Annotated in this window: 17 protein-coding genes; all 17 read right to left on the reverse strand. The window is 38.7% G+C overall.

Going from position 1 to position 16,864, the window contains the following annotated elements; translation table 11 throughout:
• Positions 1–13: 13 nt before the first annotated feature.
• Complete coding sequence (locus tag LJY09_RS22760; RefSeq protein WP_372497466.1) at positions 14–574, reverse strand: isochorismatase family protein; 561 nt, start codon at positions 572–574, stop codon at positions 14–16.
• A 119-nt stretch (positions 575–693) separates the two neighbouring features.
• Positions 694–1,170: a transcription elongation factor GreA gene (greA, locus tag LJY09_RS22765; RefSeq protein WP_013059279.1), complete on the reverse strand. Its 477-nt coding sequence runs from the start codon at positions 1,168–1,170 to the stop codon at positions 694–696.
• Between the two features lie 218 nt (positions 1,171–1,388).
• A complete protein-coding gene (gene udk, locus LJY09_RS22770; protein WP_028411675.1) occupies positions 1,389–2,024 on the reverse strand; it encodes a uridine kinase in 636 nt (211 codons plus the stop codon).
• A 7-nt stretch (positions 2,025–2,031) separates the two neighbouring features.
• Entirely contained in the window at positions 2,032–3,294 is a 1,263-nt protein-coding gene (locus tag LJY09_RS22775; RefSeq protein WP_228307439.1) for a peptidase U32 family protein, read from the reverse strand.
• 39 nt (positions 3,295–3,333) lie between these two features.
• Positions 3,334–4,263 (reverse strand): peptidase U32 family protein, encoded by a 930-nt coding sequence (locus tag LJY09_RS22780; RefSeq protein ID WP_228307440.1) that lies wholly within the window; start codon positions 4,261–4,263, stop codon positions 3,334–3,336.
• Complete coding sequence (locus tag LJY09_RS22785) at positions 4,260–4,916, reverse strand: O-methyltransferase (RefSeq protein WP_028411678.1); 657 nt, start codon at positions 4,914–4,916, stop codon at positions 4,260–4,262. The genes LJY09_RS22780 and LJY09_RS22785 overlap by 4 nt, the downstream gene beginning before the upstream one ends.
• Before the next feature lie 181 nt (positions 4,917–5,097).
• The gene (mltG, locus tag LJY09_RS22790; protein ID WP_028411679.1) at positions 5,098–6,201 is read right to left on the reverse strand and encodes an endolytic transglycosylase MltG; all 1,104 of its coding nucleotides are present in this window, start codon (positions 6,199–6,201) and stop codon (positions 5,098–5,100) included.
• Between the two features lie 412 nt (positions 6,202–6,613).
• Positions 6,614–6,898: a DUF1292 domain-containing protein gene (locus LJY09_RS22795; RefSeq protein ID WP_013059285.1), complete on the reverse strand. Its 285-nt coding sequence runs from the start codon at positions 6,896–6,898 to the stop codon at positions 6,614–6,616.
• Between the two features lie 154 nt (positions 6,899–7,052).
• Positions 7,053–7,469 (reverse strand): Holliday junction resolvase RuvX, encoded by a 417-nt coding sequence (gene ruvX, locus LJY09_RS22800; protein ID WP_182028481.1) that lies wholly within the window; start codon positions 7,467–7,469, stop codon positions 7,053–7,055.
• Positions 7,470–7,739, reverse strand: coding sequence for an IreB family regulatory phosphoprotein (locus LJY09_RS22805; RefSeq protein ID WP_013059287.1), 270 nt, complete (start codon positions 7,737–7,739; stop codon positions 7,470–7,472).
• 84 nt (positions 7,740–7,823) lie between these two features.
• On the reverse strand, positions 7,824–10,457 hold the full coding sequence (alaS, locus tag LJY09_RS22810; protein WP_033579667.1) for an alanine--tRNA ligase: 2,634 nt from the start codon (positions 10,455–10,457) through the stop codon (positions 7,824–7,826).
• Positions 10,458–10,845: 388 nt separating this feature from the next.
• Complete coding sequence (locus LJY09_RS22815) at positions 10,846–11,907, reverse strand: AI-2E family transporter (RefSeq protein WP_028411681.1); 1,062 nt, start codon at positions 11,905–11,907, stop codon at positions 10,846–10,848.
• 113 nt (positions 11,908–12,020) lie between these two features.
• Entirely contained in the window at positions 12,021–12,155 is a 135-nt protein-coding gene (locus tag LJY09_RS22820; RefSeq protein ID WP_013059291.1) for a YrzQ family protein, read from the reverse strand.
• Positions 12,156–12,180: 25 nt separating this feature from the next.
• Complete coding sequence (locus tag LJY09_RS22825; protein ID WP_013059292.1) at positions 12,181–12,372, reverse strand: hypothetical protein; 192 nt, start codon at positions 12,370–12,372, stop codon at positions 12,181–12,183.
• Positions 12,373–12,513: 141 nt separating this feature from the next.
• Positions 12,514–14,871 carry an SF1B family DNA helicase RecD2 gene (locus LJY09_RS22830; protein ID WP_168761310.1) on the reverse strand — a complete coding sequence of 786 codons (2,358 nt, stop codon included), beginning with the start codon at positions 14,869–14,871 and terminating at the stop codon, positions 12,514–12,516.
• Between the two features lie 24 nt (positions 14,872–14,895).
• A complete protein-coding gene (locus LJY09_RS22835) occupies positions 14,896–15,555 on the reverse strand; it encodes a tetratricopeptide repeat protein (RefSeq protein WP_013085089.1) in 660 nt (219 codons plus the stop codon).
• A gap of 157 nt (positions 15,556–15,712) precedes the next feature.
• Positions 15,713–16,825, reverse strand: a complete 1,113-nt coding sequence (gene mnmA, locus LJY09_RS22840; RefSeq protein ID WP_028411683.1) for a tRNA 2-thiouridine(34) synthase MnmA — start codon at positions 16,823–16,825, stop codon at positions 15,713–15,715.
• Between the last annotated feature and the right edge of the window lie 39 nt (positions 16,826–16,864).

The raw sequence follows: 16,864 nt of genomic DNA on the forward strand, positions 1-16,864 counted from the left end.
CAGCAAGTTTTTATTATTCATTTTCCGTTAAAAATTGTTGAGTTGTTCGTAGCTTTCCTATTTTCGGAAAGATGTAAGAAAGAGTGGCTTCATGCTCTTCTTTTGTAAATGTCGCCATGGCATCCGTGATAAAAATTTGGTTATATCCATACTGAAATGCTTCACGAGCTGTGCTTTCCACACCAATATTTGTTGCAATTCCGCAAAGGACAATTGTATCAATTCCTCTTCGGCGAAGCTGAAGGTCTAAATCTGTCCCAAAAAAGGCTCCCCACTGACGTTTTGTCACAATGTAATCAGTCTCTTGAACATTAAGTCTTGGATCGAATTCTGCCCAGTCTGCAGGTCTTTCTTGAGGAGCAGATGGCTTTTGATCCGTTTCTGGCGTCAACGCATCTTTTCCATCTTGAAAATCTACTCGTACAAAGCTAATAAATCCATTTTGTTCGCGGAAACGATTCACAAGCTGAACAGATTTTTCTACGATTTCGTCTCCTCCAATTGGAACAATCCCTTTTTGTAAATCAATTAAAACAAGCGCTGTTTTAGTAAAATCGACATCTTTCATCTTCATCTTTCCTTTCCTACATATCTTTTCTATTCTCTCCGTTTTTTTAAATCATATAAAAAAAGCTGACGCGTGTCAGCTTTTTTACTTACGAGCATTCAGTAGAACGCTTCCAACCATATGTTTTACTTAACAGATACAATTTTCACTGACATATCTCCACCAGGAGTTTGAACAGTTACTTGATCTCCAATTTGTTTGCCCATTAGACTTTTAGCAATTGGTGAATCATTTGAAATTTTCCCTTCAAATGGATCTGCTTCTGCACTACCTACAATTGTATACGTTTCTTCGTCACCATCTGGCAACTCTACAAATGTTACAGATTTACCTAATGATACGATAGAAGAATTTTCTACATCTTCTTCAATAATTTTCGCATTGCGAATCATATTCTCAAGCGTTGTAATACGTCCTTCCACGAAAGCCTGCTCGTCTTTTGCAGAATCGTACTCAGAGTTCTCCGATAAATCTCCAAAACTGCGGGCGATCTTGATACGCTCTACAACTTCTTTACGTTTTACTGTTTTTAAATATTCTAGCTCTTGCTCTAGCTTTAGCTTTCCTTCTTCTGTCATTGGAAATACTTTTTCTTGTGCCATAATCCCTTCACTCCTTCTTGAACTCAAAATCTCTAGTGTATACAGTCGATTTCTGTATGTACAAAAAATTTTCCACTGTGTGGAAAAATCAGTTAATAGAGAAATGACAGCTTCAAAATAGAAGCTGCTCGTTTCTCTATTCTTTATAATGTTTGTGTTTAGTTAGCAGAATATGTCTGCATTGTCTTCAAAAAAATTCCTGCATCTATGCTATGTTATTATAAAATGGCATTTTGTTCAAGAATTGTTTGAATTTTAGTGACCATCAAGTCAATCGCTACGTGGTTTTGACCGCCTTCAGGAATGATAATATCTGCATAGCGTTTTGTTGGTTCAACAAACTGATTATGCATCGGGCGAACGACAGATACGTATTGATCAACAACTGACTCAAGCGTACGCTCTCGTTCTTTAATATCACGAAGCATACGACGAATGATACGAAGATCCGCATCTGTATCTACGTATAGCTTGATATCCATTAAATTACGCAAGCGCTGATCTTCTAGTACAAGAATACCTTCTAAGATAATAACATCTTTTGGTTCTTCTTTAATTACCTTCTCAGAGCGCGTATGAATTGCGTAATCATATACCGGTTTGTCAATGCTCTCATAATTTAATAAGTTTTGCAAGTGTTCAATCAGCAAATCATTATCAAATGCTAGAGGATGATCGTAATTTGTTTGCAAACGCTGTTCAAACGGTACATCGCTTTGATCTTTATAATAATAGTCTTGCTCAAGAAGCATAATAGAATGCCCTTTAAAATACTCATAAATAGCTTTGGTTACAGTTGTTTTACCAGAACCGGATCCACCAGCGATACCGATTACAACGGGCTTTTTCCCCATTTTATATTTAAATCCCCTTTCGCATCATGTTATATGAAAATAGAGGTTGGTCCACTTTAAATTTCACAATTTGCAGCGGATGACGCGCAGCATCTAGTTCATTGCCATCTTCGTCCCAAATTTTATCTATTTTTTGCGTAAAGTTTTTAATTTCCGGACCAAAAAATTCCACTTCTTCTCCCGGTTTAAAATAGTTACGCTGTTGCAATGTCACGATGCTTGTTTCTTCATCATAATTCAATACTAAACCAGCAAAATCAAATTTTGTTTTCTTGCCGTGTACGCCAAACATTTGTTCATCCACTCCAGGAACCCCTTCAAAAAAGGCGGGAGCCGTATCGCGGTTCGCACATTTGTCTAGCTCATCAAGCCATTCTTTTTGAATCACAAAATTCTCAGGATCTGCACAGTATGCGTCAATCACTTTGCGATATACGCTCACCACTGTTGCAATATAGTGGATCGACTTCATACGTCCTTCAATTTTCAAGCTATCAATACCCAGCTCAATCATTTGAGGGATAGATTGAATTAAATTTAAATCTTTTGGACTCATTGCAAACGGATCGTCTTGCTCATCAAATAAAGGCGTTTCCGTTTTACCGTCTTCTACTTTAAATAAATCATAGTCCCAACGGCATGATTGACAGCAGCCTCCACGGTTTGAATCACGCGCTGTCATGTGGTTACTTAGCACGCAGCGGCCTGAATAAGCAATACACATCGCTCCGTGAATAAAAGCTTCAATTTCAATATCCACTTTTTCTTTCATTTCGCGCATTTCTTCAGCACCCGTTTCACGAGCAAGTACAACACGTTCTAATCCTTCTTCTTTCCAGAATTGAACGGCTTTCCAGTTTGAAAGTGATTGCTGCGTACTTAAGTGTACTTCAAGCTTAGGTGCAACGCCTCGACAGGTTTCGATAATTAACGGATCAGCTACGATGATTCCAGAAACGCCAGCGCGCTCTAATCCCATTAAATAATCTTCAAGTCCGTCCATATTTTCATTGTGAGCAAAAATGTTTGTTGTAACATAAATACGTGCGCCGTATTTGTTTGCAAACTGAACACCTTCTGCCATTTCTTCAAATGTAAAGTTATCTGCATTTGAACGAAGGCCAAACTCTTTTCCTCCGATAAACACAGCATCTGCTCCATAGTGTACGGCAACTTTTAATTTTTCAAGGTTACCGGCTGGAGCTAACAACTCAGGCTTTTTAGTAATAACTCGTTTACCTTCTACTACAGTATCGATTTGAACAGCCATCGTTTGTACCTCCTTTGTTTATCTTTCTTTGCATGCTTTTTAATATACCGTTTCTTTAAAGAAAAACCCTGTGTCTAACGGGCGGTTAATTGGCTGCAAGCTTTCAATTTCTTCTAACAAATCGTCTTTAACGTTTTCGTATTCTTCACGGTCATCTACACATAAATCAATCGCTTGACGATATTTTTTTGTTACTTCTAAAATATATTGCGGTGACTTTAATACGCCGTCAATTTTAAATACATCTACTTCAGCGTCAATCATTTCGGAAAGCTCATCGATAATGCACATATCATTTGGACTCATAATGTGCGTTCCATTTTCATCTTCGAAAATTGGATACTTATTGTTTCGCTCATTATCAAGTAAAAACATATCTTTTTCTACTTTACGATTTTCAATTTCCATGACTTTTCCTTGATACTCAAAGTAGTTGCCAAGAAGTGAACGTTTCGATTGGAACATACACGTCATGCCATGCACCTGAACTTCAATTTCTACTTCGGCTTTTTCTTTGATATCAATGATGCTATCCATGCTTAGCTCACGAGCAAGAACTGCACGCTTAGCTCCTTTGCGGCCCCAGTAGTTACATGAATACCAGTTTGTTCCCGTTGTTTCAGTACTCCAGTGCATCTCCATTTCTGGAGCTGTTTCACGCACTGCCATTAATACAGCCGGATCTCCAAATACAATCGCATCCACGCTTGCTTCTTTTAAGAATAAAATATATTCATTTAATTCGGCGATTTTATCATTGTGAAATAATCCGTTCATCGCTACGTAGACTTTTGCATCATGCTGATGAGCAATATTTACAGCTTCTACGATATCTTCACGTTTGAATTCACCTGCTAAACGCAAACCGTAGCGCTGTTCACCAACCATAATAGCTGTTGCTCCAGCTTGTAGTAATGATTCGATTTCCGAAACTGCAGTTGGTGTCACTAATAGTTCTGGTTTTTTCATTCTTGGTCACCTCTTTTAATACTAATCGCGATTCCGTCTCCAATAGGGAGAATAGTTGTATAATAATCGGGATGATTCATCAGCCACGTATTGTATGCCTGAATTTTTTTAATTAAGCTGCGGCGTCGACGTGTTTCTACTTCCGCCAAATCGGTCGCTACGTGACCTTTAAATAGTACGTTATCCGAAATAATCATTCCTTTAGAAGATAGCATCGGCTCATAATGTTCGAAAAAACGCTGATACTGACCTTTAGCTGCATCGATAAAGACTGCATCATAAGGACCATGACGTTCAATTTCATCTCTAAGCTCAAGTGCATCTCCAAACAACGACACAATTTTATCTTGTTTTCCCGCCCGTTCAATAAACTCTTGCGCTTTTTGGTAACGCTCTTCATTTCGTTCTACCGTAACCACTCGTGCCTCTGGAAGCGCATGGGTGATTCGAATAGACGAATATGCAATCGCTGTTCCAATTTCTAATATATGTTTTGGCTGATGAAGACGAAGAATTTGCAATAGCGTTTCAACACCAATCAATTCCATAATCGGAACGTGATGTTCTTCTGCATAAGCTTCCATTTCTTCAATAAGCTCCTGGCGCTTAGGAATAAGCTTTTCCACATACTGCTCTACGTTTTGTAAAAGCAAAACACTTCCTCCGTTCTCAGAAGTACATTTTACATTATGTTTTCATAACGTTTCATTACTGCAAAATAGTAAGACAACTAGTCTATTATAAGTTTTTTTCGTTTTTACGTAAACCCGATATATTTTAACATAAAAGATGGGGAATGCGAAGTATCGCGATTCCCCAATTTTAAATTTCCAATTATTTTTCGGTATTTTGCTTTTCTTTACCTGTAATATGCTTGGCTTTTTCTTTGTTATGTTCTTCTAACGTTTTGGTAAAAATAACTTTTCCTTCAGGTGTAGCCAAGAAGTATAAATAATCTGTATTGGCTGGATGTAACGCAGCTTTGATTGACATCAATCCAGAGCTGGCAATTGGTCCTGGAGGCAACCCCTTTACTTTATACGTATTGTAAGGAGAGTCCACTTCTAAATGCTTATAGAACACCCGGTCTTTATGCTCTCCTAAGGCATATAATACGGTTGGATCCGTTTGAAGAGGCATGTTTTTTTCAAGGCGATTATAAAAGACGCTGGCAATTTTTTCTCGGTCGACTTTCGCAGTCGCTTCCTCTTCAATTAGAGAAGACATGGTTAACAATTTATGTGCACTGAATTTTTTCTTTTCCATTTGCCCACTGTACTGACCTAATACATTATTTGTTTTCCCTACCATTTTATCCAATATTTCATCTAACGACACATTTTTATCATAAAAATCATACGTAACGGGATATAAATAACCTTCTAGCGGATGCTTAATATCTTTTTGCATCACTTCATCCGTTACTAAATCTGGATACTTTTCTTTCATTTTATTGATGAATGCCTTATCGTCTAGCTTTTTCATGACTTCGTCTTTTGTAAACTTTGTATTTTTAGCAATGATATCAGCAATTTCGACAAGCTGGCGTCCTTCTGGAATGGTGACACGAATATCAGGTTGTTTTGAAACCTCGCCTTTTTCCATTTTTTCAACCATTTCCCCTAAGCTCATGGAAGGAGAAAATAAATACGTTCCAGCTTGAAATCCAGATACATGAGTTAATTTTACGTAATAGCGAAAGGCACTTTTACTTTTAATTAAATCTTCTTTTTTCAATACCGTACCAATCGATTGAACGGAAGAACCTTGTGGAATGGTCACATTTACTTTTTTATTGCTGTTTCGATCCACGGGTGTTAAGCGGGATTGAGCATAGAAAAATGCACCGCCAACAAGTAAAAGAAGTACGATAATTGTAATAAAAATAACTCGTTTTTTCCTTGAACGATTAGGTGGTAAAAATGTTTGTTGCGACAAGCAGCTTCCTGGTTAAATCTACTTCTGTAAAAGAAGATACAACCAGTTTCACCTCTTTTCTTCTTGATTTTTTGTAAGTATGAACAGAGAGGATACATGAGATTGCGATTCATTCGTATCTCCTATAGGTGTGAGATGGTATCGCTTCCTTAAACTATCGCCTCTCCTAAATTTTTTCCATGATTTATGTTATTGTCTGCCCAAAGTCTAGTTTCATCCGTTCAAACAATGAATTCTTTTATTAAAATGCACTCTCACACGCAGGAATTATTATACTACAATTTATCTCATTTTTCGTCATTATCATACAATCTCCCCTAAGAATGCAAGGAAAAACCTTTTTATATCTAAAAAGAACGGCCGCTATGTAAAAAAAAGCTGATAACGATTGTCATCAGCTTTTTCACTATAATTATTCGCCTTCTTCGTCAAGGAATGTGTTAACCATTTCCTCAACCATGTCCCACTCTTCTTCTGTTTCAATCGGTTGAAGCTCGCCGTCTTGACCGTCTTCACTTGGTGTGAAAGCAGATGCATGAATTTCAATTTCTTCTTCATCATCTTGGTCTGCTCCGATTGGATAGTAAATTACATATGATTTGTTATATTGATCAGAATCAAATGTGAATAAAATTTCGCATAGCTGCTCATTTCCATTCTCATCGACGATTGTAATTTTATTTTCTTCTACGCTCATGTTTGCACCTCATTTTATATTGTAAGCTCTTAGCTTAACTTTTTCTTCAGCGAAAAGCAAGCTGTTCAGTTATTTCACTTCCCTTTTACGTACAAAAGAATATGTAAAAGGGAAAGTCATAACTTGTCAGCTTAAGCAAAGCCTGCTGCTTTTCTTATTGCTTGCTGTCTAAGTATCCTTGAAGAATCATAACAGCTGCCATTTTATCGATTACTTTTTTGCGTTTCTTGCGGCTTACGTCGGCAGACAGCAGTACTCGCTCTGCTGCCATCGTTGACAAGCGCTCGTCCCACATCATCGTTTCAATGTTAAGTTTTTCTTTGACGCTGTCAGCAAACTCGATGCACGCTTCGCCTCGAGGGCCAATCGTACCATTCATATTTTTAGGAAGACCCACTACGATTTTCTCTACGGAATATTCGTCAATCAACTGCTGTAAACGAGGATATGATTGCTCCATCTGCTCATCTGCAATTTTAATTGTTTCAATTCCTTGCGCTGTCCATCCCATTTCATCACTAACTGCCACACCAATTGTTTTGGTTCCTACATCTAATCCTAATACGCGCATTTATGAATCCTTTCGATGCTGTTGTAAATAAGATTTAACAAGTTCTTCAATGAGCTCGTCTCGCTCTAACTGGCGAATTGTGTTTCTCGCATCGTTATGACGAGGAATGTAAGCAGGGTCTCCTGATAACAAATACCCAACGATTTGGTTAATCGGGTTGTAGCCTTTTTCTTGCAGTGCGTCATAAACCGTAAACAATACTTCATGTACGTTTGTTTCAGCTGGCTCATCTTGAAAATTAAATTGCATGGTTTTATCAAATGAACTCACGGTCCCACCTCACTCTCTTAATTTGTGAACACATTGTGCACTATGCTAAGTCTTATTTATATTGTACACCAAGAAAGAGGAGAATTAAACGGATTTAACCCATTCTTCTACAGTGCCAAGTGCTTTTTCAATTTGGCTAGCGTCTTTTCCTCCAGCTTGCGCCATGTCAGGGCGTCCGCCTCCGCCTCCGCCGCAAATCGTTGCTACTTCTTTAACAAGTTTGCCAGCATGATGGCCTTTAGCAATTAAATCTTTTGTTACACCTGCAATAATATTTACCTTTTCACCTTGTGGAGAAGCTAATACGATCACAGCAGATTCTAATTTTTGTTTTAAATCATCAACCATTGCACGAAGGTTATTCATATCCGTTGCATTCACTTTTGCTGCTAGGACATTTACACCATTAATGTTTTGTACGCGGTCAACAAGATTGCCAGCTTCAATATTGCCAAGCTTTGTAGATAGTGAATCATTTTCACGCTGAAGATTACGAATTTCTTCTAGTAATCCTTCAACGCGCCCTACTAAATCGCGCGGGTTGGATTTTACTTTTGCCGCAGCTTCTTTTAGTAAACCTACTTGATCATTCATTAACTGATAGGCAGCTTTTCCAGTTACAGCTTCAATACGTCGAGTACCTGCACCGATTCCAGATTCTGATACAATTTTAAATAAACCGATAACAGATGTATTTGGTACGTGACATCCACCACATAATTCTAAGCTGTAGTCGCCTACTTGTACTACGCGCACGATATCTCCGTATTTCTCACCAAATAGCGCCATTGCACCCATCGCTTTTGCTTCGTCAATTGCTTTGTTTTCAATTTGTACAGAGATGCTGTCCCAAATCTTTTCATTAACGATTTGTTCAATTTTCTCAATCTCTTCTTGTGTCACTTGACCAAAGTGAGAGAAGTCAAAGCGCAAGCGATCCGCTGTTACTAAAGAACCCGCTTGATTAACATGCGTTCCTAACGTATCTTTTAATGCTTGATGCAATAAATGCGTTGCCGTATGGTTTTTCACAATCGCACTGCGGTTTTCTTCATCAAGCGTTGCCATGTATGTTTCACCTTTTACAAGCTCACCGCTTGTTACAGATACCGTTTGGACATTTTGACCATTTGGCGCTTTTTGAACGTCTTTTACTTCCGCTTTTCCTGAAGCACTTTGGATCGTACCTTGGTCCGCAATTTGACCGCCGCTTTCTGCGTAGAATGGCGTGTGGCTTAAAATAACTTGCGCTTCTGTTCCAGCTTCAGCACGGTCAACAAGCTCACCGTCTACAATAATTGCTTCAACAACTGTTTCTACTTCATTTTTATCATAGCCCACAAACTCACTTGCAACCGTTACTTCACCAAGTACGCCGCCTTGAACTTGCATAGAACTAGAATCTTGACGAGCAGCACGCGCACGCTCACGCTGTGCTTCCATTTCACGTTCAAAACCCGCATGATCGATTTTCATGTTCTCATCTTCTGCGTATTCTTCCGTTAATTCAACAGGGAAGCCATACGTATCATATAGACGGAAAACATCTTCGCCTTGTACCGTATCACTGTTTTGCGCTTTTTCTTTTTTAATAACAGTTGCCAAGATAGCTAGTCCGTCATTTAACGTTTCGTGAAAACGCTCTTCTTCATTTTTGACTACGCGCTGGATAAAATCCGTTTTTTCCTTTACTTCCGGATAGAAATCAACCATGATTTCACCTACTACCGGCACTAGGTCGTACATGAACGGACGATTAATGTTTAACTTTTTAGCATAGCGAACTGCACGGCGTAACAAACGACGCAGCACATACCCGCGGCCTTCATTTGAAGGAAGAGCACCATCACCTACAGCAAATGTTACCGTACGAATGTGGTCAGCAATGACTTTAAATGCCGTATCTTGCTCATCATTTGTACGATATTTAGCGCCTGAAATATTTTCTGTTGCTTCAATAATTGGCATAAACAAATCTGTATCAAAGTTTGTTTGCACATCTTGAATAACAGAAACCATACGCTCTAAGCCCATTCCTGTATCAATATTTTTCTTTGGAAGCGGCGTGTACGTATTATCAGGATTATGATTAAACTGAGAAAATACAAGGTTCCAAATTTCTAAATAACGCTCATTTTCTCCACCTGGATATAATTCGGGATCAGTTAGGTCATTTCCATATGCTTCTCCGCGATCATAAAAGATCTCTGTATTTGGACCACTCGGACCTTCTCCAATATCCCAGAAGTTACCTTCTAAACGAATGATACGCTCTTTAGGCACGCCCATTTTTTCATTCCAGATCTTAAATGCTTCTTCATCTTCAGGGTGAACTGTTACAGATAGCTTATCTGCGTCGAATCCAATCCATTTATCGCTCGTTAAGAATTCCCATGCCCATTGGATTGCTTCTTCTTTGAAATAATCACCGATAGAGAAGTTACCAAGCATTTCAAAAAACGTATGATGGCGAGCCGTTTTACCTACGTTTTCGATATCGTTTGTACGAATAGATTTTTGTGCGTTACAAATACGCGGATTTTGAGGAATAACACGACCATCAAAATATTTTTTTAATGTAGCTACTCCACTGTTAATCCATAATAAAGATGGATCTTCATGCGGAACTAAAGATGCGCTTGGTTCTACATCATGGCCTTTTTCTTTAAAGAAATCTAAATACATTTGACGAACTTGTGCTGACGTCAGTTTTTTCATGATTGGTCCTCCTTTAATACTCTTCTTATTTATAGACAAAAAAATGATGACATAAAAGCATCTATTTTCCCTGTGTCCAAAAGTAATTGCTAGTTATTTGCACACAAAAAAACTCTCATCCCTGTAGCAGGGACGAGAGTTGAACTCGCGGTACCACCCTGATTATAAATGCCAAAAGCATTTATCACCTTCATAGCGTTAACGTTGCTGACACGGCAGGTTTTAGCCTGCACTCTGGACTAGCGTTCAGCTGCTCTTTGTTTAGCGCTTCTTTCAGCCAAGGAAGCCCTTCTCTAAAAACCAGTGTGCAACGTACTCGATCCATCATTGTGTTCAAAATATGTAGCGTTTTCTTATGGCGATATTATGACAAATTAACCGCTCTTTGTCAATGTTTGAGCGTATAAGAGCGAATATGCAAAATAGATATTTTAACGACTGCTAAAATTGGCACAGCCAAAATGAGACCCAATACTCCTCCAAACTCTCCTCCTAAAAGGAGCGCAAGCATGATAAACAAAGGATGAATATGAAGGCTCTTTCCTACGATAAGCGGAGACAGCACATTTCCTTCTAGAAACTGCAGCACAAAGATAATAATGACAATGGTAATAACCAACTTTATCGAGATAGTTGCTGCAATAATAGCTGCTGGAACCGCACCAATAATCGGGCCAAAATACGGAATGATATTCGTTACGCCAATAATAAAGCCTAAAAGAAGTGCATAAGGTACATGAAAGAACCAAAGTGCTGCTGTGGCAATCACACCAATAATGAGACAAACAAAAAATTGTCCTCTAATATAATTGCCAAGCGATTCATTCACATCCGATAAAAAACGTTCGCCTGGTTTGTGCCACTTTTTAGGTGTGACATAAGCTGTTGCTTTCTTAATAGAGGAAAAATCCTTCAGCATATAAAAAACAATAAATGGAATAATGATTAAAATCAAAAAAGAGGTAATCAATGATTTTAATCCTTCCGCCACTTTTGTAAGCCACACGTTGAGCGTAGCCTCTACATCATCAATGCTGCCTTCAATTTTCTCATGTACACCGTTTGGAAGTGAAGTTGTACGATCATGAATCGATTCTACCCAATGTCTATATGTATTCGTAAAATGAGGCAGCTGTTCATTTAAATCTTTTACTTGTTCCACAAAAATAGGATACGACTTATAGGCTCCGAACCCGATTCCTCCAAAAAAGATAATGTAGATCAGTAAAATAGCTAGAGGACGAGGCACGCCTTTATCATGCGTTTTTTCAATAAGCGGATGAAGTAAATATGTAATGAATGCTGCAATAAAAAAAGGCAGCAGTGCTTTTAAAAACATGTAAATAACAGGAAGCCATAAAAACTGGACTTTAAAAAAGACTAATACGCACAGCAGTGCTAATAACAGCAGTCCGAATCTATAGAACCATTTGAATGAACTATCTTTCAACGTAAACTCCTCCTCTTTTCTATTTTTTGATAAAGAAAGGAGTTTATACATGCAGTTGTATCTTCTGCCTGCAAAAAAGCACTATTGCAGCTCAGTGCAATAGTGCTTTTTTATTAGTGAATAGCTTTCATCATACGTTTACGCATTTTTTTCATATTTCTTTTTGTAAACATCTCTCGATCATCTGCCATTTTAAATGCATAAGCTCCAAGACCGAAAGCGACTACTGACGGAATGATTCTGCCCATTGCTCTTCCTCCCGGTAAAAAAGAATTAGAAATTGATTGTGCGCTCGTCATCTGAGAACAAATCATCAAGCGAGCTCAATGTTCCATCTTCTTCTACTTGGTGAGTATTAATTTGTCCTTTTGAAATAGTCATTTCAATAAAACAATTCCAGCAGTAATACTGATTTACACCAATTTTGCCAACGTCAATACTTTTACAGTTTGGACATTTAAACAAAGTCGACACCTCTTTATACGTTCTACTTATATAAACGCATTATATCCACTTTTTTTCACGCCCATACTTTATTTTCTGACAATTAGCAAAGAAGGATGGCAACAAAGGAGTTTATTTAACTCTTTGTTAGCATGCGAAAGGTTACATGAAATCATACGGCGTAACGTTTTCCATCCCAATATTTGCATCTTTCATAAATGGAATTTCGGGATCTTCTATGTCGTTATCCAAGCTTTCTCGAAGCAGGGGCTGTAAATTCGTTTGTCGAATGCTGTCTTCATTCCGGCTGACTCCAAGCTGAAACGCTTCGTCTTCGCCGCATAAAATTAAAAACTGTTTACTTCGCGTAACGGCGGTATAAAGTAAATTGCGTCGCAGCATTCGGTAATAGCTTTTGACAATTGGAAGCACAACAATGGGAAATTCACTTCCCTGCGATTTATGAATGGAACAGCAGTATGCATGAGTTATTTGATTAAAGTCTTGCTTTGTATAAGTTACTTCGTTTCCTTCATATGAAATAACCAGCATATCCTGTTTTTCCGTATTTTCTTTGGCAAAGAAAACTGAGACGATTTCTCCCATATCTCCGTTAAATACGTTGCTATCCGGTTGATTTACAAGCTGCAGCACTTTATCTCCGACTCGGTACGTAATATCTCCGTGCTTAAGCTCTCTTCTTTGCTCAGAAGCCGGGTTAAATAATTCCTGAAGAACTTCATTCAGTTTATCAATCCCTGCAGGACCTTTATACATAGGAGCTAGAACTTGAATATCTTTAGCCGTATAGCCTTTTTTTAACGCATTCCCGCAAACTTGTTGCACGACATTCGTGATGTGCTGTCCTTGACAGCGAATAAAGGAACGATCTCCTTGCTGCCTCGATAAGTCTTCCGGAAGCTTTCCTTTTTTTATTTCATGAGCCAAATCAATAATCGACGACCCTTCCGCTTGCCGGTATACATCTGTCAGACGGACGGTAGGAACTACTTCTGAACTCAGTAAATCTTTTAACACCTGTCCCGGACCTACTGAAGGAAGCTGGTCTTCGTCTCCAACTAAAATAACCTGTAAATTAGCAGGAAGAGACTTAAACAGCTGATGAGCAAGCCACAAATCTACCATCGATACTTCATCCACAATCAATAATTTTCCGTCAATTGGATTCTCCTCATTATGGTCAAATCCTTCTTGTCCGTTCCATTTTAATAATCTGTGAATCGTAACTGCCGGAAGTCCGGTCGCTTCGCTCATTCGTTTAGCAGCGCGTCCAGTAGGTGCCACAAGTAAAACAGGAAAAGCTTCATCTTTTTTATAATCCCCTGGATTTAACGAACATCCGTGAAGTTCTGCATAGAGTTCGACTATTCCTTTAATAACCGTTGTTTTCCCTGTACCTGGTCCACCTGTTAAAAGAAGCATTGGAGACATTAAAGCAGTTTGTATGCCCTTGCGCTGAGACGGTGCATATTGCACGTCTAATCGCTCTTCTAGTTCACCTAAAGCTAGTAAAAATTCTGATTCTGGAAACTGCTCTTCGTATTGCGTTTGGGCCATAATTTTTTGAATAGCTTTAACCAGCCCTTTTTCAGCATAGAAAAGGGGAGGAAAATAAATTTTTTCGTCTTGAATGATAAGCTTTTTGTCTGCTTTTAATGCGTCCACTTCTCTTGTAAGATCCATTTCAGACAGATTCTCATGCCTGCTTTTTCGAAGAAGCTCTGCTGTTTTTCCATACAGCTGATCTGCCGTGACGTATACATGTCCCATTTGATTACATTCTTGCTCAATGACGTATAAAATACCTGCACGCAAACGATCAGGATGGTTGGTTGCCATACCAAGCCTCTTTCCAAGTTCATCGGCCCTGCTAAAACCAATACCTTGAATATCTTCTACGAGCTGATAAGGATTATTTTGAACAATTTCAAGCGCTTCTTGTTTGTACGCTTGGAAAATCTTCATCGAAAGCTGCGGTCCAAACCCGAGGTCTGTCAGCTTTACCATTACTTCTTCTAACCCTTGATGTTCACGAAGCTGCGTTACTAAAGCCTCTGCCTTGTCGGCTGAAAGCCTCGGAACCTCTTTTAGCACGGACTCATTTTGCAAAATACGAAAAATAGCGCGTTCTCCTAGGGCGTCCACAATATTTTCAGCGGTTTTTTTACCGATTCCGTGAAATAAATCGCTTGATAGGTACTGAACAACCCCTTGCCTTGATTGCGGAAGTTCTTTTTTAAACTGCTCAACATGAAATTGCAGACCAAACTTTGGATGCTCTTTGAAGTCCCCGTAAAATGTGTATACTTCATCTTCATTAAGCTTAGGAAAATAGCCTGTAACGACCGTTTCTTTATCTTCAATCTCTAAATTTGTTTTTTTGATCCGTATCCGCGTAACGTTATATAAGTTTTCTTCGTTATGAAAAACCGTTACAATTGACGTGCCGCTTATATAATGACGTTCTGGCTGTGAAGGGTTCACTAGTTCTTCGTTCATGTTATCCTTCCTTTACCCGCTTTCTTAATGTTCTAATGTAGACAGAACTTGTTTAGCATTTGCTGCCATTACGTGATCTGGCTGCACGTTTAAAGCTTCATCTAACATCTCAATTGCTTTGTCCTTATCATCTTTCATGGCATACGCTACGCCCAAATTATAGAAAGCATCGGCATGTTCTGGCTCTTGATTTACTACCTTAAGAAATTCAGCAATCGCTTCATCTACCATTTCGAGCTGTGCTAAACAAAGACCGTACTGAAATTTTGCTTCTACATCATGTTCGTTTAGTTCTACCGCTCGCTGCAGATAAGGCATCGCAAAACGAATTTCTTCCATATGAAACAGCGTTAAACCAAGCATAAAGTAGGCATCGGATGAATCTAAGCCTTTTTTGATTGCTAAATCAAAGTAGTGCTTTGCCTGCTCAAGCTGCTCTGCATTAAAATAAATATTTCCTGCTCCGTAATACGCTGTTGCCGTTTCTTCATCTAATTCAATCGCACGTTCATAAAATTTCAAAGCACGATCCATCTCACTAACAGCCGCTAACAAATTGCCAAAATTCACATACACAATTGGATCTTTTGGATTATCTTCAATTGCTTCTGAAAATGTTTTAGCAGCCTCTTCAAATTTCCCTTCCTGCATATACTGAATTCCTAGCTGATTTTTATCTGTCATTTTTTCGTTCACTCCACTGTTTTAGTTATGATTTAAAAGATTTTCACATCATGAAAATCTAGAATATGTAAGTTATTAGTTTACCCAATAAGTAAAGTATATCATAGAAAAACCTCAGCTATATACAGCTGAGGTTTTTCGTTCTTGCTTATATAAATTATACGTACCAAATTTGCTCTTCTTCTTGAAATACTTTGTCAATAGTTGCTCCGCCAAGACATTCGTCATCTTTGTAAAACACAACTGCTTGACCTGGCGTAATTGCCCGCACGGGTTCAGCAAAAATAACTTTAATTGTATCATCATCGACTTTCTCAACGGTTACTGCTGAATCGGTTTGACGATAGCGGAATTTTGCTGTGCACGTCATTGGTGACGACCAGTCACGGTCGCTTACCCAGCTGACATTTGTTGCTGTAAGAGATGTAGAATAAAGCAGCTCATTGTGAAAGCCTTGATCGACGTATAAAACGTTTTTTTCTAAATCTTTTCCAACTACAAACCAAGGTTCGCCGCTGCCTCCGATACCCAAACCATGGCGTTGACCAATCGTGTAGTACATAAGGCCGTCATGCTTGCCTTTCACTTCGCCGTCAAGCGTTTGCATCACACCTGGCTGAGCAGGAAGATACTGACTTAAAAATTCCTTGAAGTTGCGTTCGCCAATAAAGCAAATACCTGTGCTGTCTTTTTTCGTTGCTGTAGCAAGGCCTGCTTCTTTTGCAATTTCACGCACTTTTGATTTCTCAATTTCTCCAATTGGGAACATTACTTTTGAAAGCTGATCTTGTCCTAATTGATTTAAGAAATACGTTTGATCTTTATTTCCATCTACGCCTCGAAGCATTTTATACTCCCCGTCACGATACGCAACGCGTGCATAATGTCCTGTCGCTAGATAGTCTGCTCCTAGCGTCATTGCATGCTCCAAAAAGGCTTTGAATTTAATTTCTTTATTACACATTACATCAGGATTCGGTGTACGACCTGCTTTATATTCATCTAAAAAGTAGGTAAATACTTTATCCCAATATTGTTTCTCAAAGTTGACTGCATAGTAGGGAATACCAATTTGATTACATACGCGAATAACATCGTTATAATCTTCAGTCGCAGTACAAACGCCGTTTTCATCCGTATCGTCCCAGTTTTTCATAAAGATTCCGATCACATCGTATCCTTGTTGTTTTAATAAAAGAGCTGCTACAGATGAATCAACGCCTCCGCTCATTCCGACTACTACACGTGTATCTTTAGGTGATTTTGTCAACTTCGCCACCTCCGTTTTCTTCATTTTAATTAAATTGTT

This window comes from Priestia sp. J2 (assembly GCF_020790095.1).
In the GTDB taxonomy this organism is placed as follows: domain Bacteria; phylum Bacillota; class Bacilli; order Bacillales; family Bacillaceae_H; genus Priestia; species Priestia zanthoxyli.

Coding starts and splice junctions, on each gene's coding strand:
- ruvX (WP_182028481.1), bottom strand. CDS start 7,469: ATGCGCGTATTAGGATTAGATGTAGGAACCAAAACAATTGGTGTGGCA.
- LJY09_RS22760 (WP_372497466.1), bottom strand. CDS start 574: ATGAAGATGAAAGATGTCGATTTTACTAAAACAGCGCTTGTTTTAATT.
- LJY09_RS22820 (WP_013059291.1), bottom strand. CDS start 12,155: ATGGGCAGAATCATTCCGTCAGTAGTCGCTTTCGGTCTTGGAGCTTAT.
- alaS (WP_033579667.1), bottom strand. CDS start 10,457: ATGAAAAAACTGACGTCAGCACAAGTTCGTCAAATGTATTTAGATTTC.
- udk (WP_028411675.1), bottom strand. CDS start 2,024: ATGGGGAAAAAGCCCGTTGTAATCGGTATCGCTGGTGGATCCGGTTCT.
- greA (WP_013059279.1), bottom strand. CDS start 1,170: ATGGCACAAGAAAAAGTATTTCCAATGACAGAAGAAGGAAAGCTAAAG.
- LJY09_RS22780 (WP_228307440.1), bottom strand. CDS start 4,263: ATGAAAAAACCAGAACTATTAGTGACACCAACTGCAGTTTCGGAAATC.
- LJY09_RS22775 (WP_228307439.1), bottom strand. CDS start 3,294: ATGGCTGTTCAAATCGATACTGTAGTAGAAGGTAAACGAGTTATTACT.
- LJY09_RS22830 (WP_168761310.1), bottom strand. CDS start 14,871: ATGAACGAAGAACTAGTGAACCCTTCACAGCCAGAACGTCATTATATA.
- LJY09_RS22795 (WP_013059285.1), bottom strand. CDS start 6,898: ATGAGCGTAGAAGAAAATAAAATTACAATCGTCGATGAGAATGGAAAT.
- LJY09_RS22835 (WP_013085089.1), bottom strand. CDS start 15,555: ATGACAGATAAAAATCAGCTAGGAATTCAGTATATGCAGGAAGGGAAA.